The 18,134-nt window shown below is 58.6% G+C and carries 18 protein-coding genes and 2 tRNA genes; 14 read left to right on the top strand and 6 right to left on the bottom strand.

The genetic code is table 11. The features are described 5' to 3' along the window. Positions 1-195 precede the first annotated feature (195 nt). Genes ACUIAG_RS04655 through ACUIAG_RS04645 form a run of 3 tightly spaced genes read left to right on the top strand, consistent with a single transcriptional unit; the run spans position 196 to position 3,289 of the window. Positions 196-1,470 carry an ABC transporter substrate-binding protein gene (locus tag ACUIAG_RS04655; RefSeq protein ID WP_198199846.1) on the top strand — a complete coding sequence of 425 codons (1,275 nt, stop codon included), beginning with the start codon at positions 196-198 and terminating at the stop codon, positions 1,468-1,470. 14 nt (positions 1,471-1,484) lie between these two features. Then, positions 1,485-2,381 (top strand): carbohydrate ABC transporter permease, encoded by an 897-nt coding sequence (locus ACUIAG_RS04650; RefSeq protein ID WP_229131825.1) that lies wholly within the window; start codon positions 1,485-1,487, stop codon positions 2,379-2,381. A gap of 53 nt (positions 2,382-2,434) precedes the next feature. Continuing rightward, positions 2,435-3,289: a carbohydrate ABC transporter permease gene (locus tag ACUIAG_RS04645; protein ID WP_445340372.1), complete on the top strand. Its 855-nt coding sequence runs from the start codon at positions 2,435-2,437 to the stop codon at positions 3,287-3,289. A gap of 93 nt (positions 3,290-3,382) precedes the next feature. On the opposite strand, the gene phoU is transcribed toward ACUIAG_RS04645, so the two are convergent. Beyond that, positions 3,383-4,060: a phosphate signaling complex protein PhoU gene (gene phoU, locus ACUIAG_RS04640; protein WP_445340335.1), complete on the bottom strand. Its 678-nt coding sequence runs from the start codon at positions 4,058-4,060 to the stop codon at positions 3,383-3,385. 200 nt (positions 4,061-4,260) lie between these two features. Between phoU and ACUIAG_RS04635 the strand changes: the two genes are divergently transcribed. Then, entirely contained in the window at positions 4,261-5,511 is a 1,251-nt protein-coding gene (locus ACUIAG_RS04635; RefSeq protein ID WP_445340334.1) for a sensor histidine kinase, read from the top strand. Here the strand turns inward: ACUIAG_RS04635 and ACUIAG_RS04630 are convergent. Beyond that, complete coding sequence (locus tag ACUIAG_RS04630; RefSeq protein ID WP_046323256.1) at positions 5,444-5,731, bottom strand: hypothetical protein; 288 nt, start codon at positions 5,729-5,731, stop codon at positions 5,444-5,446. The two genes, ACUIAG_RS04635 and ACUIAG_RS04630, sit on opposite strands and share 68 nt — an antisense overlap. Before the next feature lie 140 nt (positions 5,732-5,871). Here ACUIAG_RS04630 and manA point away from each other — a divergent pair, with 140 nt between their 5' ends. From manA to ACUIAG_RS04610, 4 genes are all read left to right on the top strand, one after another. After that, positions 5,872-7,257, top strand: a complete 1,386-nt coding sequence (gene manA / locus ACUIAG_RS04625) for a mannose-6-phosphate isomerase, class I (protein WP_445340333.1) — start codon at positions 5,872-5,874, stop codon at positions 7,255-7,257. A 283-nt stretch (positions 7,258-7,540) separates the two neighbouring features. Then, entirely contained in the window at positions 7,541-8,449 is a 909-nt protein-coding gene (locus ACUIAG_RS04620; protein WP_445340332.1) for a CHAP domain-containing protein, read from the top strand. A 69-nt stretch (positions 8,450-8,518) separates the two neighbouring features. After that, positions 8,519-9,232, top strand: coding sequence for a C40 family peptidase (locus tag ACUIAG_RS04615; protein WP_445340331.1), 714 nt, complete (start codon positions 8,519-8,521; stop codon positions 9,230-9,232). 171 nt (positions 9,233-9,403) lie between these two features. Then, the gene (locus ACUIAG_RS04610; RefSeq protein ID WP_045924763.1) at positions 9,404-10,450 is read left to right on the top strand and encodes a universal stress protein; all 1,047 of its coding nucleotides are present in this window, start codon (positions 9,404-9,406) and stop codon (positions 10,448-10,450) included. Between the two features lie 73 nt (positions 10,451-10,523). Here the strand turns inward: ACUIAG_RS04610 and ACUIAG_RS04605 are convergent, their stop codons facing one another. Continuing rightward, entirely contained in the window at positions 10,524-10,937 is a 414-nt protein-coding gene (locus tag ACUIAG_RS04605; RefSeq protein ID WP_024626723.1) for an OsmC family protein, read from the bottom strand. 143 nt (positions 10,938-11,080) lie between these two features. Between ACUIAG_RS04605 and ACUIAG_RS04600 the strand changes: the two genes are divergently transcribed. The 3 genes from ACUIAG_RS04600 (at position 11,081) to ACUIAG_RS04590 (ending at position 13,253) form a co-directional block, all read left to right on the top strand. Then, a complete protein-coding gene (locus ACUIAG_RS04600; RefSeq protein WP_198180369.1) occupies positions 11,081-11,956 on the top strand; it encodes a thymidylate synthase in 876 nt (291 codons plus the stop codon). An 89-nt stretch (positions 11,957-12,045) separates the two neighbouring features. Next, the gene (locus ACUIAG_RS04595) at positions 12,046-12,714 is read left to right on the top strand and encodes a dihydrofolate reductase (protein WP_445340330.1); all 669 of its coding nucleotides are present in this window, start codon (positions 12,046-12,048) and stop codon (positions 12,712-12,714) included. After that, on the top strand, positions 12,714-13,253 hold the full coding sequence (locus ACUIAG_RS04590; RefSeq protein WP_045924760.1) for a low molecular weight protein-tyrosine-phosphatase: 540 nt from the start codon (positions 12,714-12,716) through the stop codon (positions 13,251-13,253). The genes ACUIAG_RS04595 and ACUIAG_RS04590 overlap by 1 nt, the downstream gene beginning before the upstream one ends. 65 nt (positions 13,254-13,318) lie before the next feature. Here ACUIAG_RS04590 and ACUIAG_RS04585 read toward each other — a convergent pair. The 3 genes from ACUIAG_RS04585 to galE all read right to left on the bottom strand — a co-directional run bounded on the left by ACUIAG_RS04585 (position 13,319) and on the right by galE (position 14,598). After that, positions 13,319-13,394 (bottom strand) — tRNA-Phe (locus ACUIAG_RS04585). Between the two features lie 47 nt (positions 13,395-13,441). Further along, positions 13,442-13,515, bottom strand: a tRNA-Asp gene (locus tag ACUIAG_RS04580). Positions 13,516-13,587: 72 nt separating this feature from the next. Next, on the bottom strand, positions 13,588-14,598 hold the full coding sequence (galE, locus tag ACUIAG_RS04575; RefSeq protein WP_445340329.1) for a UDP-glucose 4-epimerase GalE: 1,011 nt from the start codon (positions 14,596-14,598) through the stop codon (positions 13,588-13,590). A gap of 149 nt (positions 14,599-14,747) precedes the next feature. Here galE and trmB point away from each other — a divergent pair, with 149 nt between their 5' ends. From trmB to ACUIAG_RS04560, 3 genes are all read left to right on the top strand, one after another. After that, complete coding sequence (gene trmB, locus ACUIAG_RS04570) at positions 14,748-15,566, top strand: tRNA (guanosine(46)-N7)-methyltransferase TrmB (RefSeq protein WP_045924758.1); 819 nt, start codon at positions 14,748-14,750, stop codon at positions 15,564-15,566. 76 nt (positions 15,567-15,642) lie between these two features. Beyond that, entirely contained in the window at positions 15,643-17,625 is a 1,983-nt protein-coding gene (locus ACUIAG_RS04565; protein ID WP_445340328.1) for a GTP-binding protein, read from the top strand. Positions 17,626-17,737: 112 nt separating this feature from the next. Continuing rightward, a complete protein-coding gene (locus ACUIAG_RS04560; RefSeq protein WP_306221241.1) occupies positions 17,738-18,124 on the top strand; it encodes a VOC family protein in 387 nt (128 codons plus the stop codon). The last annotated feature ends 10 nt before the right edge of the window (positions 18,125-18,134 follow it).

The following is an 18,134-nucleotide window of genomic DNA, read 5'->3' as shown; positions in this document are numbered from 1 at the left end:
CCGAATATCAGGCAGAACTTGCTGAATTGCTTGGCGGTTAAAGAACTTGCAGGACAAAATTATAGGTGCTAACGTTTACATCAGCTGGCCGGAATGCCAATGTGGGTTTCTGTAAGTTCCATTTCGACTGGTCTAACCACAGGTCGAACCGTATTGTGCAGCGCGGCGGTTCGAACGGGCAGAGGAGAAACGTCAATGAAGATGACGAAGAACACATTGGTGCGTGTGCTCGCGGCAGCTCTTACTGCCGTGGCTCTGGCACCTCTGTCAGCATGCGGTGGATCCGGAGGCGCCAATGTGACGACGCTCAGCTTCTTCCAGACCAAACCAGAAGCAGTAGAAGATTACACCAGGATTATCGCGGACTTTGAGCGACTGCATCCGAACATCAAAGTGGTGCAGAATCAGGTCTCTTCAGCCGACACGGCCTTGAGGGCTCTTCTAGTCAAGGATCGCACGCCTGATGTTATAGCGTTGAATCCCAACGGAAGCATGGGCAAGATGGCCAAGGCTGGAGTATTTTATGATTTCAGCAACACTCCTATAAGTCATAGGATCCGCCCTGTCATGCAATCCGTGATCAATGGGTTGGGACGAGATGGCAAACAGATCAATATTGTGCCTTATGCTGGCAACGTATGCGGTATTACTTATAACGTCGATTTGTTCAAGCAGCATGGCATCAAGGTGCCCAAGACCTGGAAGGATCTTGAACAGGCAGTAGCCACTCTGGAAGCCGACGGTGTTGCTCCCTTTATCGGAACATTGGGCGATCCCAATCGAGTTTCAACGCCTTTCGACGGTCTGGCTCCTTACTACGACAACAACGGGTTCTGGGACAAAATGCGTGCTGAAGGTAAAAAGGTAGGGCCGGATTCGCCCGTTTCCTTCCAGAAAAACTTTAAACCTCTGATGGAACGGCTCTATTGGATTTATCAGCACTCGACCAAAGATGTGAGAACCATGACTTACGAGGACGGAACTTCCGCTTTCGCGAGGGGTGAGGGAGCCATGCTCTTGGCGGGGAACTGGTCCATGGCGCCGGTCCTGCAAATCAACCCCAAAATGCACATAGGCTTCTTCCCCTATCCCACAGATGAGGCCGACAAGGCCATTCTCGTCTCTGGCGGAGATGTGGCGATCACCATGGGTGCACATCCCAAGCATGAGAAGGAATCAATGGCCTTTATCAACTATCTATACTCGGACGAAGTTCAGCGTCGTTTCGTAAAGTCACAACAGCTTATTCCTTCACTCTCGTCTATTCCTGTGGACGAGAACCCGGCCATGAAGCCGGCCAAATACTGGATAGATTCTGGCAGGATCCAGGGATATGCGGATCATCAGATACCCTCCAGCATCAGCTACAACCCAATATTGAACAAAGCCATGCTGGACGGCGACCTGGATTCGGCCCTCACCACACTCGACAAAGAGTGGGGCAAGGTTGCGGCCAGGACCATCGAGTGATTGGAGGCAAACGCATGACTATGACACAGACGACAGTCGCCACAGGCACTCACCGGCATCGTCGATTTGCCGAGGCCACTTATTACTGGATGGTATGGCCTTTTATCATTCTCTTCGCCATCTTCCACACCATCCCCATGCTGGCAGGTATCTTCTTCAGCTTCACCAACTATGCCGGTTACGGAAAATGGCACATGGTGGGTCTGTCGAACTACGTCAATCTCTTTGGGGATGACAGGGTTCTTCACTCGTATCTGTTCACCATTTTCTTTTCATTGGTGGCTACCATCCTGACCAATGTCATTTCCTTGGCGATTGCCTTGGCCTTGAATGCCCGGATCAAGGCAAGAAATCTATTTAGGGGCATCTTTTTCATTCCATACGTGCTGTCCATGCTGATCATCGGATATGTCTTTCAATTCTTCTTTTCCAAGTCAGTGCCGAAGATCTTCTCAGCAGTTCCTCTGCTCCGGGATAACATCCTGACCAATGAGCACTGGGCCTGGGTGCCTATCGTTATCGTGACGGTGTGGCAGGCCTGCGCTTTTGCGATCATCATCTACCTGGCAGGTCTGCAGACTATTCCTGCAGATATCTATGAGGCAGCTTCGCTCGATGGGGCCACGGGATTTAAGGCGTTCAGGTCCATCACATTGCCTCTGATCATGGGCTACGTGACCATAAACGTGGTGCTCAATATCAAGAACTTCATGCAGGCATTCGATCAGATAGTCGCCTTGACCGATGGCGGGCCAGGGATGGCTACTGAATCGGTGACCCTGCAGATTTATCAGGGTGGATTCACAGGCGGCGAATTCGCCTACCAGTCTGCTGATGCAGCCATTCTCTTCCTGATCATCACGGCTCTTTCAGTTATACAGCTTCGTTACCTTAATCCGAAGGAGGATTAAGCGCCATGACCTCCAGTCAAGTTATGAATGCCATTCCGGCAAAGTCCTCAGGTATGAATCCACACGCACAACACGGTCATGGAAGGCGTCTCCATAGGGTCAATTGGTGGTTGACAGCCCTGGTGGCGGTATGCTCATTGACTGTTCTTGTACCGCTGTATTTTGCAGTGGCGGTCGCGCTTAAAAGTCCTGAACAGCTGGCTAAGGGGACAGGTTTTGAATGGCCCAATCCAGTGCATTGGGGCAATTTTGCAGAGGCCTGGGCCCGGACCAATTTCCCCAGAGCGCTTATGAACACGGCCATGATCACGGTGTGTTCGGTGATACTGACTCTGCTGACCAGTTCGGTCTTGGCTTATGCACTAGCCCGGAATATGCACAGGCCCTTCTTTAAGATCGCTTACTACTATTTCTTGGCAGCCATGTTCATCCCGTTCCCTATTGTGATGCTCCCGGTCGTCAAGGAAACGGGATTGCTTGGTCTTGATAACCAAGCAGGACTGATTGTGCTGTATACGCTGTACGGGTTCTCGATGAACATATTTCTGTATACGACTTACCTGCATTCCATTCCCATGGAGTTGGAAGAGGCTGCTCGGGTTGATGGGGCATCGACCTGGCGGGTGTTCTGGCAGATTATTTTCCCGCTTCTCATGCCGATGAATGCAACCGTGGGAATTCTGACCTGTGTATGGGCATGGAACGACTTCATCATGCCTTTGGTGGTGCTTACGGATCCTGGTGCAAGAACCCTGCCATTGGCCCAATATGTGTTCCAAGGTCAGTACAACACCAATTACACCGTGGCTTTCGCTTCCTATCTGATGGCTATGGCTCCCTTGCTGCTCGTCTATATATTCTCTCAGCGGTGGGTCATCTCCGGCGTAGTGCGCGGCTCCGTTAAATAGACAACTCTGGATCCAACACCACTCGAGTATAAAAAAGGAACGGCCCGCCACCCGATGAACTGTCGGGCAGCAGGTCGTTCCTTTGTTGTTTATTCAGTCCAGGTCGATGTCCAGATCCTTGGGATCCTTGGAGGGGTCGAAGCCCGAAACGATGTAGACCACACGCCGGGCCGCCGAGACGCCGTGGTCTCCCAGTCGTTCCATGAACCGTGCCACCAGGACCAGGTCGATCAGCTGCTGCCTGCTCCCCTTCCAGTCGTCCGAGAGGGCATAGCTGAAAGTTTTCTGATGGAGCTTGTCCATCTGGTCATCGCTGACGATGATCTGCTCGGCTATAGTCGTGTCCCTGTCGGAGAGCATGTCGACCAGACGGTCAGCCATGACGTCCAGAAAGTCCTGCATCTGTTTGAACAGGGGAATGACTTCGTCGGGCAGGGTCGGTTCGGGGTAGGAGCGCCTGGCTGTCTCGGCGATGTGCCTGGCCAGGTCTCCCATGCGCTCAAAGGTGGCTGACAGGCTCAGCGTGGAGACCACCACCCGCAGATCAGTGGCCACAGGGCTCTGCTTAGCCAGGAGCCTGATGCATTGATCGATGATGATGGCCTGCAGGTTGTCTATATCGGCATCCCCGTCGATGACCTCCTGGGCTGTCTCCACGTCGCAGTCCATCAGGGATCGCCCGGCCTTTTTGATGGCATCGCGAACCTTGGCAGCCATCCGATCGAGATCGTCGGCCACCAGCCCCAGTTCCTCGTTGAAAATCACGCGCATTGTTCTTCCCTTTCGGCCTCGGTCAACGATATGACTCCAGTCTATGTGACCAGGATGGCAAGAAAAAGCCAGTCCTGAAGAATGTCGGGCCATGGGAGCGGCAATCAATGTCGGATATGCGAGAATAAAGCCAGAACTGCCGATGAGACTTGGTTGATGTCGCACGTCCGGGGTCGGCGCCGGACTGGAGGGAAGTCCTTATGAGACGGTTTGTGGACCGCCTGCGCAGCTTTATGGGCAACCGCGGCAAGGATGGTGAACAGGCCGATGGCGGGGCATTGGAAGGCTCGACGCAGGCTCTGCTGGCGCTCATTCCTGCCGCCACGGTAGTGGTCGATGGCGATGACGAGGTTGTTCGCTCCAGCCCGGATGCCTACAGGCTGGGAATCGTCAGCAACGATGAGATTGCGGATCCGAAGATCACCGAAGCCATTGCGCAGGTACGCCGCTCAGGCGGTCGACGCAGCTTCAATCTCACCACGCGAACGCCTACGGAATTTGCTCTGGATGCCGCTACCGAGAGCTCGGAATCCGAAGATTTGGCTATTGACGAGGTCGAAGATCGCGTGGATGCGACCCATGTTCAGGCCCAGGCGGTATCCAGAAGGAACTGGCTCAAGGTCACCCTGGGACGCATAGACAAGTCACTGGTCGTCGTGCTGGTCGATGATGTGAGCGATTCGGTCAGGTTCATTCGGACCAGGGATGCTTTCATGACCAATGTATCCGAGCAAATGCTCAAGCCGGTCCAGGCCCTTGAGGAGCTTGCAGCGCAACTGAAAACCACCTCGCACCTGGAGGGGGATGACCCGGATCTGCTACGCAGCCACCTGCGCAGCGTCTCCAAGGATGCCTCCTCGGTTCAGCGCTACAGCGCCTATCTGGGGCATGTGCTCAAGGATCTTCTTCTGCTGATCCGGGCTCAGGAGCGGATCAAGCCCAGCAGGGAGAACGTGCTTGACGTGGCTGAGCAGATAAGGACAGTGGTGCATGATGAGCAGGATGGGGCTGATCAGGCCCATGTGACATTACGGTGGCGATGCGACCAGCCGCTGACTATTCACGGCGACGGACAACAGATCAGGGTGGCCTTGGCCAAGCTGGTGGAGAATGCCATATCCTATTCACCTTCGGGCTCGACTGTCTCCTTGGTGGCACAGGCTTCCAAGGACGGGCACTACGGGATCATCAGGGTGGTCGACCACGGCCGAGGCATATCCAAGGCGGACCAGGGCAGGATCTTCGAACGCTTCTACCGTGCAGACAATCAGAATGAGCAGACTGCAGTGGGCATCGGCCTAGGGCTGGCCATCGTCAAACATGTGGCTCTGACCCACCATGGATCGGTCACTGTCTGGAGTGCGCCGGGAGAGGGGAGCACATTTACGCTGATGCTTCCTCTGGCTCAGGGTCCGGTTGCTGGGCCAGACGGCGATAATCCCAGCGATTGAAGTGTTCCCAGATCAACAGCAGGATGCCCACGCCAACCCCGGAAAGGCAGACAATAAGGGGCTTAGTGACCGTCATTCCAGTCAGAGCTAGGATGCCGACTACGGCCAGCGCCAGAATCCAGGCTCCTGTGCCGAGCAAGAAGATGCGCCGCAGGTCCACCTGCACGGGACGCGGCGATGGCCTGCGGGCGTCCGGATCGAAAATGGGAGCCAGCTTCATACCCCTCACTGTACCGTTTGCAATGACATGCGGCGACCCCCACGCCTTGCCTAGGCCTTGGCCCTTGTCCTATCATGACGGGGATTGGTGGGTTCGTATGCACCGGCCCATGGAGGGATTTCCCGTGGAAAGGGGAGTGCGTGTATCCGATCCAAGCTGTGGAGAAGCACTACGCCTGGGGCTCGCATGACCGACTGCAGCGCATGTTCCATCTGCATGAGTCAACAGAAGGCCAGGGGGACACCCTGGCGGAGATGTGGTTCAGCGGGCATACCGAATCCCCCTCGCCCCTGACACTGCCCGACGGTTCGCTCATGCCGTTGACCGAGGCCATTCGCCGCAATCCCATGACCATGCTGGGAGAGCGCGACTCTCGCCTCTTCGGTCCTACACTGCCCTACCTGTTCAAGATCATCTCGGCCCGCATTCCTCTCTCCCTGCAGGTGCATCCCCTGGATTTCGAGGCTCGTGCCGGTTTCAACCGTGAGAATGCCCAAGGGGTGCCTGACGACGATCCGAGACGCTCCTTTCACGACAGTCTGGCCAAGAACGAAATGGTGGTAGCCTTGGAGCCCTTCCAGGCCTGTGTAGGCTTCGCAACCATTTCCACTCAGCTGACCCTTTTGCGCGCTGTGGACCACCCTCTGGCCGAGCTGATGACCCAGGCGCTGACCGCCCGTACCTTCCACTTGGGAGTTCCGCCGGCCCGCTTCGCTTCGGCTGATGCCATGATGCCGGTCTCCTCCTTGATCTGGCCGGATTCCCGCCGGCGTATTTTCCGGGCCTTCCACGCCGCCGTGACTGCCCAGCCAGAGGCGGCCCGAGGCATGGAAGAAGCCTTGGAGGCTGCCGCTGGGCGGCTGCGTTCGAAACGAGCGGGAGCCGTACTGAATCATGCCCTGTGTGCCGCCCGGGCTTTCCCGGAGGATCCGGCTGTGCTCTGTCTGCTCATGCTCAACCCTGTGGACCTGGAGGAGGGCGATTCGGTCTATATCCCTGCCGGGACTCCTCACGCATACATCCACGGCACTGCTGCAGAGATCATGACCAACTCCGACAATGTGCTCAGGGCAGGCATGACCCCCAAGCATCGGGACATTCCCAACCTCCTGCATAGCTTGGACTGCCAGCCTTCGGCCCCTATTGACCCATCCAGCTCCATGATCGCCACCCTGATCATGCACAATATGGTGACCTACCGGCCCAAGATCAACGAATACATGCTGGTCTACGGGCATGTGGAGGAGGGCGGAGCCACGTGGCCCCTGCTCAACAGACTCCAGCAGCGTTACGGGGATCTGATAGAGCGCCTAGGACCTCGTCACCTGATGATTCCGCGCCGCGGGCCGCGCATCATCGTCTGTACTGATGGTCGGATCCGTTGCGCAACCGCTGACCAGTCCTGTGTGCTGGACCAGGGCCGGGCCCTTTTCATTCCCTCCCAGGACGGCCGTGTCGACATCACCATGCTTCAGGATTCCGAGAATGCCGGCGGATCCTTCCTCTTGGCTTCGACCCCGGTTTGATCAGGGTTCGCTCAGGGTGGACCACACAGGGCTCAAAACAGAGAGACACGCCGTGGCGGATGGCACGCACGCCGGTTTGCTCATGTCCGCCTTATGTCCGTATAATCCTAACGTATTCCGTGGTTGTCGAAGATGAGCGGCCACCGAAGCCATGCTTGAGTACACCAGTGTGGACAATTCAGGCCATTTGGCCTGAGTTCTCGCTTGCGTTATGGTGTTCCCTTGTGATGGTCCGTGATACGGCACGAAAGTCGCGTCGGAACATAAACGGGAGTGATTCTACATGAAGCATGCTGCGCACAAGGCTTCGGCCGCGCGGGGCGCAGGTGGCAGTTCGCCGACCAGCCGATCGACGGGTGCAACCCGGGAGGCCGGCATTCAGGGCGTTGATGATGTCTTGGCGGCCAAGCTCAACGAGGTGGCCCCTCGAACCCGACGCTCTATCCGTTTGGCGGCCAAGGCTTCAGCCCGTCGCTCCCATATCATGACTGGTTCGGCCCTAACTGTCCTTGTCGGTGCGGCCGCTTCCTCAATGGCTGTTAATCAGGCTCGAGGCGACTGGTCCCTGCCTATGGCCGGCAGCGTCGCGATCAACCTTGTCACCCCCTCATCCTCCGCCGGCTACGCTGATGCCAGTGACAGTTCAAGGGTCTCTCGCTCCGACTACCGCCAGCCCTTGCCGACGGCTTCACAGCGCAACGAGGGCAGTTGGGACCTGGGCGAGTCTGAGCTCGATGCTGGGCAGATGTCCAAATCCTCGGCAAACAATCCGGCCGTGGCGGCGCTGATGGATGCCAACCGATCGGTTCTGCCGGCAGGGTTCAATCCCAACCATGCCACGGGAGATGTGGGCAACGCCTATGAATTCAGCCAGTGCACCTGGTGGGCCTATGTCCGTCGTCACCAGCTGGGTCTGCCGGTGGGCTCCCATATGGGCAATGCCAAGGACTGGTCAGGCTCGGCCCGCACTTTAGGCTACTGGGTGGATGACACGCCGCGCAACGTCGGCGACATCGTGGTATTCCAGGCCGGCCAGGAGGGTTCGGATTCCGCTTATGGCCATGTGGCCATTGTGGAGAAGATCAATCCTGATGGCTCTATCGTCACCTCCGAGTGCGGCGCCGTGATGAACGGGAAGACCTACTCCCGCACTCTGACGAATGTGCACGCTCTGCGCTATATCCATTACTGATCCTTGGTTACGCGGATCGTGTTGCCCAAAGTTAGTTTCTGTTCCCTACACGTGATAGAATTGTGCACGATGAAAAAAACACGCAAGTATGTGAGCATGATGGCAGCGGCCACAATCTGTGGCACGCTTTTCATCGGTATACCCGCCGTGGCCCAGGCCAGTGATGGTAGTGAGGCCGTAGCCACTTCGTCGCGTTCATTCACCCCAGGCAGCAAGGTGCGTGCCGACCTGCTGACCGAATCGACGGCGACCACCGTCGAAAAGGACAGCCGCTGGGGTGGCATCGAGTCATTGAACGTCCCTGCCACCAAGTCCCAGGCCGAGAAGGATGCCGAGGCCAGAGCTCAGCAGGCCCAGGCAGCGGCCAGCCAGCGCCAGGCCGCGCAAGTCAGTCGTTCGGCTGCTCGTGACGGTGCCTCTAGTAGAGTTGCTGACGTGCCGGCCACCGGTACGGGTGCAGATGTGGTCAACTATGCCCTTCAGTTCCAGGGGATTCCCTATGTGTACGGGGGAACCGATCCTGCCAGGGGCTTCGATTGCTCTGGATTCACCCAGTATGTGTTCGCCCACTTCGGCATCGGCCTGCCCCGAGTAGCTGCCGATCAGGGTTCCATGGGCGTGCCGGTTACGGATCCGGCTCCAGGCGACCTGATGGTAGCCCCCGATGGCAGTCATGTTGGCATCTATGTCGGCGGCGGACGCATGATCCATGCTCCGGCTCCCGGCCAGAGTGTCAAGGTTCAGGCGGTCTATCAGACTTTCAACTACCGTCGTCTGGTCTGAGGCATAGGTTTTATGCAGCGTTAACGCCCCCTATGGGGGCGTTTTGCATATTCAGAGTCGAGGTTTCTCGCATGTTGGTTCCGGCAGACTTATTGATCAGACCTGCATGCGATATTCTGACAGAAGGAGCGGTGTCGGTTTGTCATCGCCAAGTATAAAGGAGGTCGTCGGATGAGCAACGACAAGGCTGTTCTGGTAGGCGTCGATGGCTCGGACGCCAGCTACAAGGCGGCGTGGTGGGCCGCCAACTACGCTAAGCATGCAGGGTTGACCCTGCAAATCGTCTGCGCCTATTCCCTTCCCTCGTATGCGGCCGTCTCTTTCGATGCGACATATACCACCATGGGTGACGACGTGGCCGCTCACAACGACGCCCAGGAGATCCTCTCCAAAGCCAAGGCCATCGCCGATGAGCAAGGCGTCAGTGCGGCTACGCTGATCGTGACGGGGGATCCCTCCTCGGTCTTCGTGGAGCTGAGCCGCAATTACCGGCTGATCGTCATCGGGAACCGGGGCAAGGGCGGCTTGGCCGAGCGACTGCTGGGAACTACCAGCTCCAGCCTGCCCGCTTATGCTTACTGCCCCATCGTGGTCGTTCCCTACACCGACGACGACGGCAAACTGATGCACCTGAGCAACGATATCAAGCGGGTCGCCGTGGGCTCCGACGAATCCAAGTGGGGCCTCAAGGCCCTGCAGATAGCCGCCTCCTTCGCCGACAGCTGGGATGCCGAGCTGGACGTCATGTCTGCAGTGCCCAATATTTCCGGACTGACCGGTACGGGGTCGGCCGAGGAGCGCAGCGTCATGGATTCCTACCTGGATGACCTCAATACCCGAATCGCGCCGCTTATGAAGACCTATCCGAGTCTGCGCATCAACAAGACCGTGGTGCCGGGGTCGGCTGTGGAAGCTTTGACCCAGGCCAGCAAGACCCATGATGTGGTTGTGGTCGGCTCACGTGGTCGCGGCGGCTTCACAGGGCTTCTGCTGGGGTCGACCAGCCAGGGGCTCCTGCAGCATGCAGTCAGCCCGGTCTACGTGGTGCCGCGCAAGTACGTGGAGGCCGAGGAGTCCGGGCTCAAGGCCGCAGCAGAGGCGGCTGAAAGCACGGATGTGGCTGAGATTACCGGCGTGGAGCGTATCTCCGTGGATTCGGCCAAGCCCGAGCAGCTGGCTGACCTGGAGTCGACCATCGATCCCGAGCACAAGGAGTAAAGGCAATAACAAGAGCGGGGATCCCCGAAGTTCCATGAACTCAGGGGGTCCCCGCTCATCCATTGTTGCTGGATCAGTGACGAACCTTGACGGAGATCCTGACCGGTGTCTCCCGCTGGTAGGTGTGTGCCACAGTGCAGGACTTGGCTATATGGCGGCGGACCCGCTCCTCCAGCTTGTCTGCATCATCCTGGGCCAACCTGGCAGAAGTGGCATCGACGTCCACCTGCTCGTCGAAGCTCAGGTAGGCGTCGTCGTCGGCGTCATAGGTGCCGTCCACCACGATTTTCGCTCCCTTGCCCTTGCCTAGGGCGCTCTCCACGGCGAACTGGCTGGATAGGGCTCCGCAGGCGGCCAGGGCGATCTTCATCAGGTCACCGGGGTTGAACTGGTCCTCGCCCTTGCCGAAAGTGATATGGGCCCCATTGTCGCCATAGGCGTTCCAGGTACCGTCCTTGTCGCGTTCGACCCAAAGTCTCTTGCCCATCTGTTCCTCCTTGTCCGGCACACGCCCGGGTGCGCCATCCGGATCCGACCCTGTGGCCGGACCTGCTCCTCCAATCTAACCCGGACTGTGCAATTCGTCACCGGGGCGCGCTCAGCTGACCGAGGACTTGATAGTATGGCCGCATGGCCTTGACTTCCGAAGAACTGCAACGTATCCGCACACGCATCCCCGAGCGTCCCGACTCGGACATTCCCACCCCCTATGAGGATCTGGTGCGCACCATCCTGCGCGAGGGCACCCTGAAGTCCGACAGGACGGGCACCGGGACCATATCCCTGTTCGGGAGGCAGATGCGCTTCGATCTGTCGCATTCCTTCCCGCTGATCACCACCAAGAAGGTCTATTTCCGTGGCATCGCCTACGAGCTGCTTTGGTTCCTCAAGGGCTCGCAGAACGTGCGTTGGCTGCAGGAGAACCGCGTGCATATCTGGGACGAGTGGGCCGACCCGGAGACCGGGGATCTGGGCCCGGTCTATGGGGTCCAGTGGCGCAGCTGGCCCGCCCCGACGCCGGAGGACCCTCATCACACCATCGACCAGATCGCCAAGGTGCTGGATCTGATTCGCACCCACCCCGACTCCCGCCGAATGATCGTCACAGCTTGGAATCCAGCCCAGATTGACAGCATGGCCCTGCCTCCCTGCCATGCGCTCTTCCAGTTCTATGTGGCCGACGGCAGGCTGAGCTGCCAGCTCTATCAGCGCTCCTGCGACATGTTCCTTGGGGTGCCTTTCAACATCGCCTCCTACGCCCTGCTGACCCTGATGATGGCCCAGCAGGCCGATCTTGAGCCTGGGGAGTTCGTCTGGACCGGTGGCGACTGCCATATCTACGACAACCACGTGGAGCAGGTTCTGGAGCAGCTGTCGCGCAAGCCCTATCCTTACCCGACCATGCGCATCCGCAAGGCCGACTCCATCTTCTCCTATCAGTACGAAGACTTCGAGGTGGTGGACTATCAATGCCATCCCGCCATCAAGGCTCCAGTGGCGGTCTGATGGTGTGCTGAGCCGAATACGGGCACCGTCGAATCCGCAGATTAGAATGTACTCGTATATCTACTCACTATGAGGAGTGAACGCAACAGATGGAGCATGACAATAGTCGAAGCGGCTATCACGAACCCGAGCCCGGTCAGGCCGGGCTTCTAGGTGATGAGGAATGGCGGCATCAGGAAGAAGAGATAGGTCGCCGCTCATCGGTCAATATGATCTGGGCGCAGGCGCAGGCCACTGACGGTAGGCGCGGCGCCATTGGTTACCACAATGCACTTCCCTGGCATCTGAGCGAGGACATGCGGCACTTCAAGGAGCTGACCGTCTCCCATCCTGTCATCATGGGGAGGCGGACCTGGGTCTCCATAGGGGAGCGGCCCCTGCCCAAGAGGGACAACATCGTTCTGTCCAGTGATCCAGGGTTTCGGGCACCAGGCGCCACGGTGGTATCTGCGGCTGACGATGCTCTTGAGCTGGCCAGGCAGGAAGCCATTCCCGACGATGGGATGGATCGCAGTGAAATCTGGGTCATCGGCGGCGCAGGGGTCTTCAGCACCTTCTTCCCGCTGGCTGATGCCGCCTACGTGACGGATCTGGATCTGCGGACTCCAGCTGATGTCTTTGTGCCCGATATGGAGGAGCTGGTCAGCAAGCGGTTCTGGCAGGTGCGCGACGAGAGCCAGTGGATGACCCCTGCCAAACCGGATCAGGCGGCTGCCATCCCGCGGTTCCGGTACATCACCTATGGGAAGGTGCGTTGATGGGCCAGGATTCTGAAGGAAAGGCCTCACGGGGTCCCTACAACGTCATGACCGTCTGCACCGGCAACATCTGCCGGTCGCCCATGGCTGAGGTCATCCTGCGCAAGTTCTTCCAAGATCGCGGACTGGATGAGGATCAGGTCAGGGTGGAATCCAGCGGAGTCAGTGACGAGGAGTTCGGCAACCCCATAGATCGACGTGCTCAGAAAGTTCTGCGCGAGCGGGGCTATGAGGTGCCGGCTGACCACTTCGCCCACCGGATCACCCGGGAGGAGGCCGAAGACGCCGACCTGCTGCTGCCCATGACGGCCGACCATATGCGAGCCCTTCTCCGTCTGCTGCCCTCCGGCAAGCGATCCGCTGTTCACCTGTACCGCAGCTTCGACCCGGACCTGCCCAAGCCGGCACCGGGACGGGAGAGCCAAATCGACCTGGTTGACCCTTGGTATGGCGGCCCCCATGAGTTCGAGGTGGCCATCGATCAGATCGAGCACACTGCGCCCTACATCGTTGACTGGGTGGCCAGACAGCTGTCCTGAACGATAGATGCATGAAATACCAATTAAGCCCCTGGATTCCTCGTGAATCTCAGGGGCTTAATGGCTGGTGGCTCCGAGCGGGATCGAACCGTTGACCTAGCGATTTTCAGTCGCTCGCTCTACCAACTGAGCTACAGAGCCATGAACAGTCGAAAAGACCCGGAAAAACCGGGCCAGACCATTCCCAGCGACTCCGGCCGGACTTGAACCGGTGACCTCCGCCGTGACAGGGCGGCGCTCTAACCAACTGAGCTACGGAGCCGAGACTGCTTGAACAGCCAAGAGGAAAGTTTACATGAGCGCCGGAGGAATGCAAGCCCCGGCGCGTCGCTGCCTAGTCCTGTTGCTGCCAGCCATCGGTGTCGATGTGGTGGGCAGGGTTGGCCTGCCAGGCCTTCCATGCAGATTCGACGATCTCCTCGACGCCATACTTGGCATGCCAGCCCATCTCGGTGTTGATCCGGGTGGGGTCGCCGATCAGGTGCGGTGGATCGCCAGCGCGGCGGGGCTTGATGGCCTCAGTGAAGGGCAGACCCGTCACCTTCTTGACCTCGTCCACGATCTGGCGGACGGATGTACCCTGGCCGGTGCCCACATTGAAGGCATCGTAGCGGCGCTGGTCGCGGTCCAGGTAGTCCAAGGCGGCGATGTGGGCGTCAGCCAGGTCGGAGACGTGGATGTAGTCGCGCACGCAGGTGCCGTCGGGGGTGGGGTAGTCATCGCCGAAGATGGCGGGTGCCTTGCCCTGACGCAGCCTGTCGAAGAGCATGGGGATCAGGTTGAGGACCGCCGGATCCTCCAGGCTGACCGGTCCGCAGCCGGCCACGTTGAAGTAGCGCAGGGCGCAGAAGCGGATGCCGTAAGGCTGCTCGCAGGCCCGCGCCATCCACTCGCCGACCAGCTTGGTCTGGCCATAAGGGTTGATGGGGACCATGGGCTGCACGTCCTCAGGGACCACGTCGACCGGAGGCTCGCCGTATGTTGCGGCCGAGCTGGAGAAGACCAGCTTCTTGGCGTTGGTCTTTGCCATGGCGGACAGGACGTTGATCATGCCGTTCAGGTTCTGCCGGTAGTACCAGATGGGCTTCTCCACCGACTCGCCCACCTGCTTGCGGGCGGCGAAGTGGATGACCGAGTCGACCTTGTTCTCCTCAATGATCTCAGCCAGGCGCTGATCGGCGCCAGGTGCAGCCACGTCGGCGCCATAAAGCCTCGCATTGCCGATCCGGTCGGGCCTGCCGTAGCTGAGGTCATCGACCACGACGACCTCCTTGCCGGCCTCCTGCAGGGCGTGAACCACATGGGCGCCGATGTATCCGCAGCCGCCTGTAACCAAAACTGACATCCGCATGCCTTTCCTGTCGAAAACCGGACGTAAGAGACTGTTCGGTTTTGCAACATTTTGTTGTGTTTTGTTCTAGATTGAGTATATCACGGGCACATGTGCCCGCTATGTCCGCTTGTTTGTATTTTCTAGGATATATATGAGCTGTGATGAGTGAAGAAAGACAGAGCAAGGCCCCTAGGCGGTCCATCGTCTCCTATGTGAGGCGCTCCGAGAAGCTCAGTGAACGGCTGGCGAAGGCTTGGGCCCGGTATTCCTCCAGATACCTTCTCGATTTGGGCCAGGCTGAGGGTTCGTTGACAGTTGCCGAGGATCTGCGTTGTGATGCAGCAATGGTCAGGTCGGCCTGGGGGCGACAGGCCCCGCTGATCGTCGAGATCGGATCCGGCCAGGGAGAGAATGTAGTGGCCTCGGCCCGGGAACACCCTGATCGGAACTACCTGGCCCTGGAGGTCTATCAGCCGGGGTTGGCCCATACCATGCTGATGGCCGGTAAATCGGACTTGGATAATCTGCGGCTTGCCCAGGTCAACGCCCCGGACCTTCTGGCCCGAATGGATCCTGGACTGATCAAGGAGGTATGGACCTTCTTTCCTGATCCCTGGCCCAAGATGAAGCACCACAAGCGTCGTCTGGTCCAGCCGGCTCTGGCTGATGACTTGGCGGATTGTCTGGAGCCTGGTGGCCTTTGGCGAATTGCAACTGACATCGAGGATTACGCCCTGCATGTGCATGAGGTGATGGATGAGAATCCGAGATTCAGAAACCTGGGCGATCTGCGGGTCAGTCTGCCTACCCAACATGTCGGCAAGGGGACGGCTGATCAGGCCGAATCCCTACCTCATGCCATGTTCATGGAGTCGGAGCGGTTCGACGGCAGAATCGTGACCAATTTCGAGCGCAAGGGGATTGAGGCCGGCCGGGTCATCCACGACCTGACTTATCAGGTTTCGGCAGACAGACCATAGAGTGCGCATAGATAGGATATGCGTCTGTTCCCTGTAGATGTGACCTTGTAGGTGTGAAGAGTGAGGGAGGCCCCCGGTGGTCAAGAGGATAGTGGCGGGAATGCTGGCCCATGTGGATGCCGGCAAGACCACGCTCTCGGAAGCCATGCTCTACCGGGGCGGGGAAATTCGCCGTCCGGGCAGGGTGGATCATGGCGACGCCTATCTGGACACCAACGATCTGGAGCGTCAACGCGGTATTACCATCTTCTCCAAACCGGCCCGGCTGGCCTATCGTGATGTCGAGCTTACCCTTATCGATACACCCGGCCATGTCGATTTCTCGGCCGAGATGGAGCGGGTCCTGTCAGTATTGGATTATGCCCTCCTGGTCGTCGATGCAACCGCTGGATTAGAGGGGTATGTCGATACGCTCTGGCGGCTTCTGGCAGGCTACGAGGTGCCCACCTTCATTTTCGTCAACAAGTTGGATGCCCCTGGAGCTGATGCTGCCCGCATTCTTCAAAGCTGCAAGCAGCGCTGGTCTCCGGGCTGCTTCGATCTGAGCCGTGGACTTGAGCATGGCGATATGGAGGATGTGGCCTTGCTCGATGAGGACGTCATGGATGAGTACCTCAAGACCGAGGGTATATCTGATGAGAGCCTGGCACGGCTGGTTGCCGAGCGTCGTCTCTTTCCCTGCTTCCTTGGGTCTGCCCTGCGTCTGGACGGGGTCGACGCCCTCATGGAAGGGCTGGAGCGGTACACCTTTTCGCCTGGGTACGGCAGAGAGTTCGGCGCAAGGGTGTTCAAGGTATCGCATGATGACAAAGGCGCCAGGCTGACCTGGCTCAAGGTGACTGGTGGCGACCTGCCGGTCAAGTCGTCCGTGATTACCGATTTGTGCAATGGATCCGAAGGCCAATCAGGTTCCGGGAAGACAGGATACAGACAGATCAGCGAGACGATTGACCAGCTTCGGCTCTATTCGGGAGCGGCTTATAGGTTGACGGATTGTGCTCAGGCCGGGAGCGTCGTGGCTGCAACCGGGCTTGATCTGACACATCCAGGACAGGGGCTTGGCTGCGAGCGGAAGGATCTGGAGCCTGTGCTGGAGCCGGTGCTGACCTACGCAGTGACGGCTGAGGGGCTGGATCCGCATCAGGTGTTGAAGGCCTTGCGCATCCTTGAGGATGAGGATCCTCTGCTGCATGTGGTCTGGCAGGAGCAGCTTCAAGAGATTCACTTACGACTGATGGGCCAGGTCCAGTTGGAGGTGATCCAGGAGGAGCTGGAGCGGCGGTTCGGCATGCAGGTCTCCTTCAGCCAGGGCGGAATCCTCTATAGGGAGACCATCGCGACCCCCGTCGAAGGGGTTGGACATTTCGAGCCCCTCCGGCATTATGCCGAAGTCCATCTGCTCCTGGAACCTACGGGGCCGGGCAGCGGTCTCAGCTTCGCGTCGACCTGCAGCCTGGACCGCTTGGACGGCAATTGGCAGCGGCTCATCATGACCCATCTGACCGAGAAGGAGCATCTGGGCGTCCTGACAGGCTCGCCCATCACAGACATGCGCATCACCTTGCTGGACGGCCGCGGGCATATCAAGCACACCGAGGGAGGAGACTTCCGCCAGGCCACCTACCGTGCCGTCCGGCAGGGGCTGATGAAGGCAAGCAGTATTCTGCTGGAGCCCTGGTACCACTTTAGGCTCGCCCTTCCGCAGGAGAATCTGGGCAGGGCTATGTCGGACATCTACCGGATGAAGGGCAGCTTCTCGGAACCTCAGGCAGACGGGGACACGGTTGAACTGGAAGGGGATGCGCCGGTATCACAGATGCGTGATTATGCCATCGAGGTCAGCACCTACACCCACGGCCGCGGACATCTGACCTGTTTCTTCAACGGGTATCGTCCCTGCCAGGACCAGGATGCTCTTGTGGATTCCATCGGCTATGACCCCGAGTCCGACCTGGAGAACACCCCTGACTCGGTCTTCTGCGCCCACGGAGCGGGATACCCGGTCAAATGGAACAAGGTGGAGGACTTCATGCACCTGCCCGGCGGCCAATACATCTGAAGCACAGCCTTGAGGATTGAGCTTGGTTATCCCCAGCACTGAGCGGCATGCGGAAAAGATCATTCTGGGCGGTCTGCCATTGTTGGTTGATGAGTCACCTAGAATTATGGACATGATTGATCATCTGACGCTGAAGGTTCGGGACATCCAGGCTTCCATCGATTTCTATAGCAAAGCCCTGGAGCCATTGGGGTACGTGGCCAAGGCCCACCATGAGCCCACTATTGGGTTAGGCCCAGAGGACGACGGGGCCCACTCGGACTTCTATCTGACACCGAGTGAGGATGGGACTGCTTCGCCGGTGACCCATATAGCTTTCAGGGCTGCCGATGCCGCAACGGTGGATGCCTTTTACAGGGCGGCGCTCGCCGCCGGGGGCCGTGACAATGGTGCTCCAGGACTGCGCGATTACCACCCCCATTACTATTCGGCTTTCGTTTTGGACCCGGACGGGAACAATGTCGAAGCAGTGGTGGACTGGTCAGGGGCCCAGGGGTAAGTGCGTCGGT

Source organism: Bifidobacterium sp. ESL0825, from assembly GCF_052606465.1.
Note: the sequence above shows the minus strand (reverse complement) of the source record. Positions and strands in the feature narration are given on the sequence as shown.

Bases quoted from the DNA above. Each gene is read 5' to 3' on its own strand.
- ACUIAG_RS04655 (WP_198199846.1), top strand. From the start codon at position 196: ATGAAGATGACGAAGAACACATTGGTGCGTGTGCTCGCGGCAGCTCTT.
- ACUIAG_RS04650 (WP_229131825.1), top strand. From the start codon at position 1,485: ATGACTATGACACAGACGACAGTCGCCACAGGCACTCACCGGCATCGT.
- ACUIAG_RS04645 (WP_445340372.1), top strand. From the start codon at position 2,435: ATGAATCCACACGCACAACACGGTCATGGAAGGCGTCTCCATAGGGTC.
- phoU (WP_445340335.1), bottom strand. From the start codon at position 4,060: ATGCGCGTGATTTTCAACGAGGAACTGGGGCTGGTGGCCGACGATCTC.
- ACUIAG_RS04635 (WP_445340334.1), top strand. From the start codon at position 4,261: ATGAGACGGTTTGTGGACCGCCTGCGCAGCTTTATGGGCAACCGCGGC.
- ACUIAG_RS04630 (WP_046323256.1), bottom strand. From the start codon at position 5,731: ATGAAGCTGGCTCCCATTTTCGATCCGGACGCCCGCAGGCCATCGCCG.
- ACUIAG_RS04620 (WP_445340332.1), top strand. From the start codon at position 7,541: ATGAAGCATGCTGCGCACAAGGCTTCGGCCGCGCGGGGCGCAGGTGGC.
- ACUIAG_RS04615 (WP_445340331.1), top strand. From the start codon at position 8,519: ATGAAAAAAACACGCAAGTATGTGAGCATGATGGCAGCGGCCACAATC.
- ACUIAG_RS04610 (WP_045924763.1), top strand. From the start codon at position 9,404: ATGAGCAACGACAAGGCTGTTCTGGTAGGCGTCGATGGCTCGGACGCC.
- ACUIAG_RS04605 (WP_024626723.1), bottom strand. From the start codon at position 10,937: ATGGGCAAGAGACTTTGGGTCGAACGCGACAAGGACGGTACCTGGAAC.
- ACUIAG_RS04600 (WP_198180369.1), top strand. From the start codon at position 11,081: ATGGCCTTGACTTCCGAAGAACTGCAACGTATCCGCACACGCATCCCC.
- ACUIAG_RS04595 (WP_445340330.1), top strand. From the start codon at position 12,046: ATGGAGCATGACAATAGTCGAAGCGGCTATCACGAACCCGAGCCCGGT.
- ACUIAG_RS04590 (WP_045924760.1), top strand. From the start codon at position 12,714: ATGGGCCAGGATTCTGAAGGAAAGGCCTCACGGGGTCCCTACAACGTC.
- galE (WP_445340329.1), bottom strand. From the start codon at position 14,598: ATGTCAGTTTTGGTTACAGGCGGCTGCGGATACATCGGCGCCCATGTG.
- trmB (WP_045924758.1), top strand. From the start codon at position 14,748: ATGAGTGAAGAAAGACAGAGCAAGGCCCCTAGGCGGTCCATCGTCTCC.
- ACUIAG_RS04560 (WP_306221241.1), top strand. From the start codon at position 17,738: ATGATTGATCATCTGACGCTGAAGGTTCGGGACATCCAGGCTTCCATC.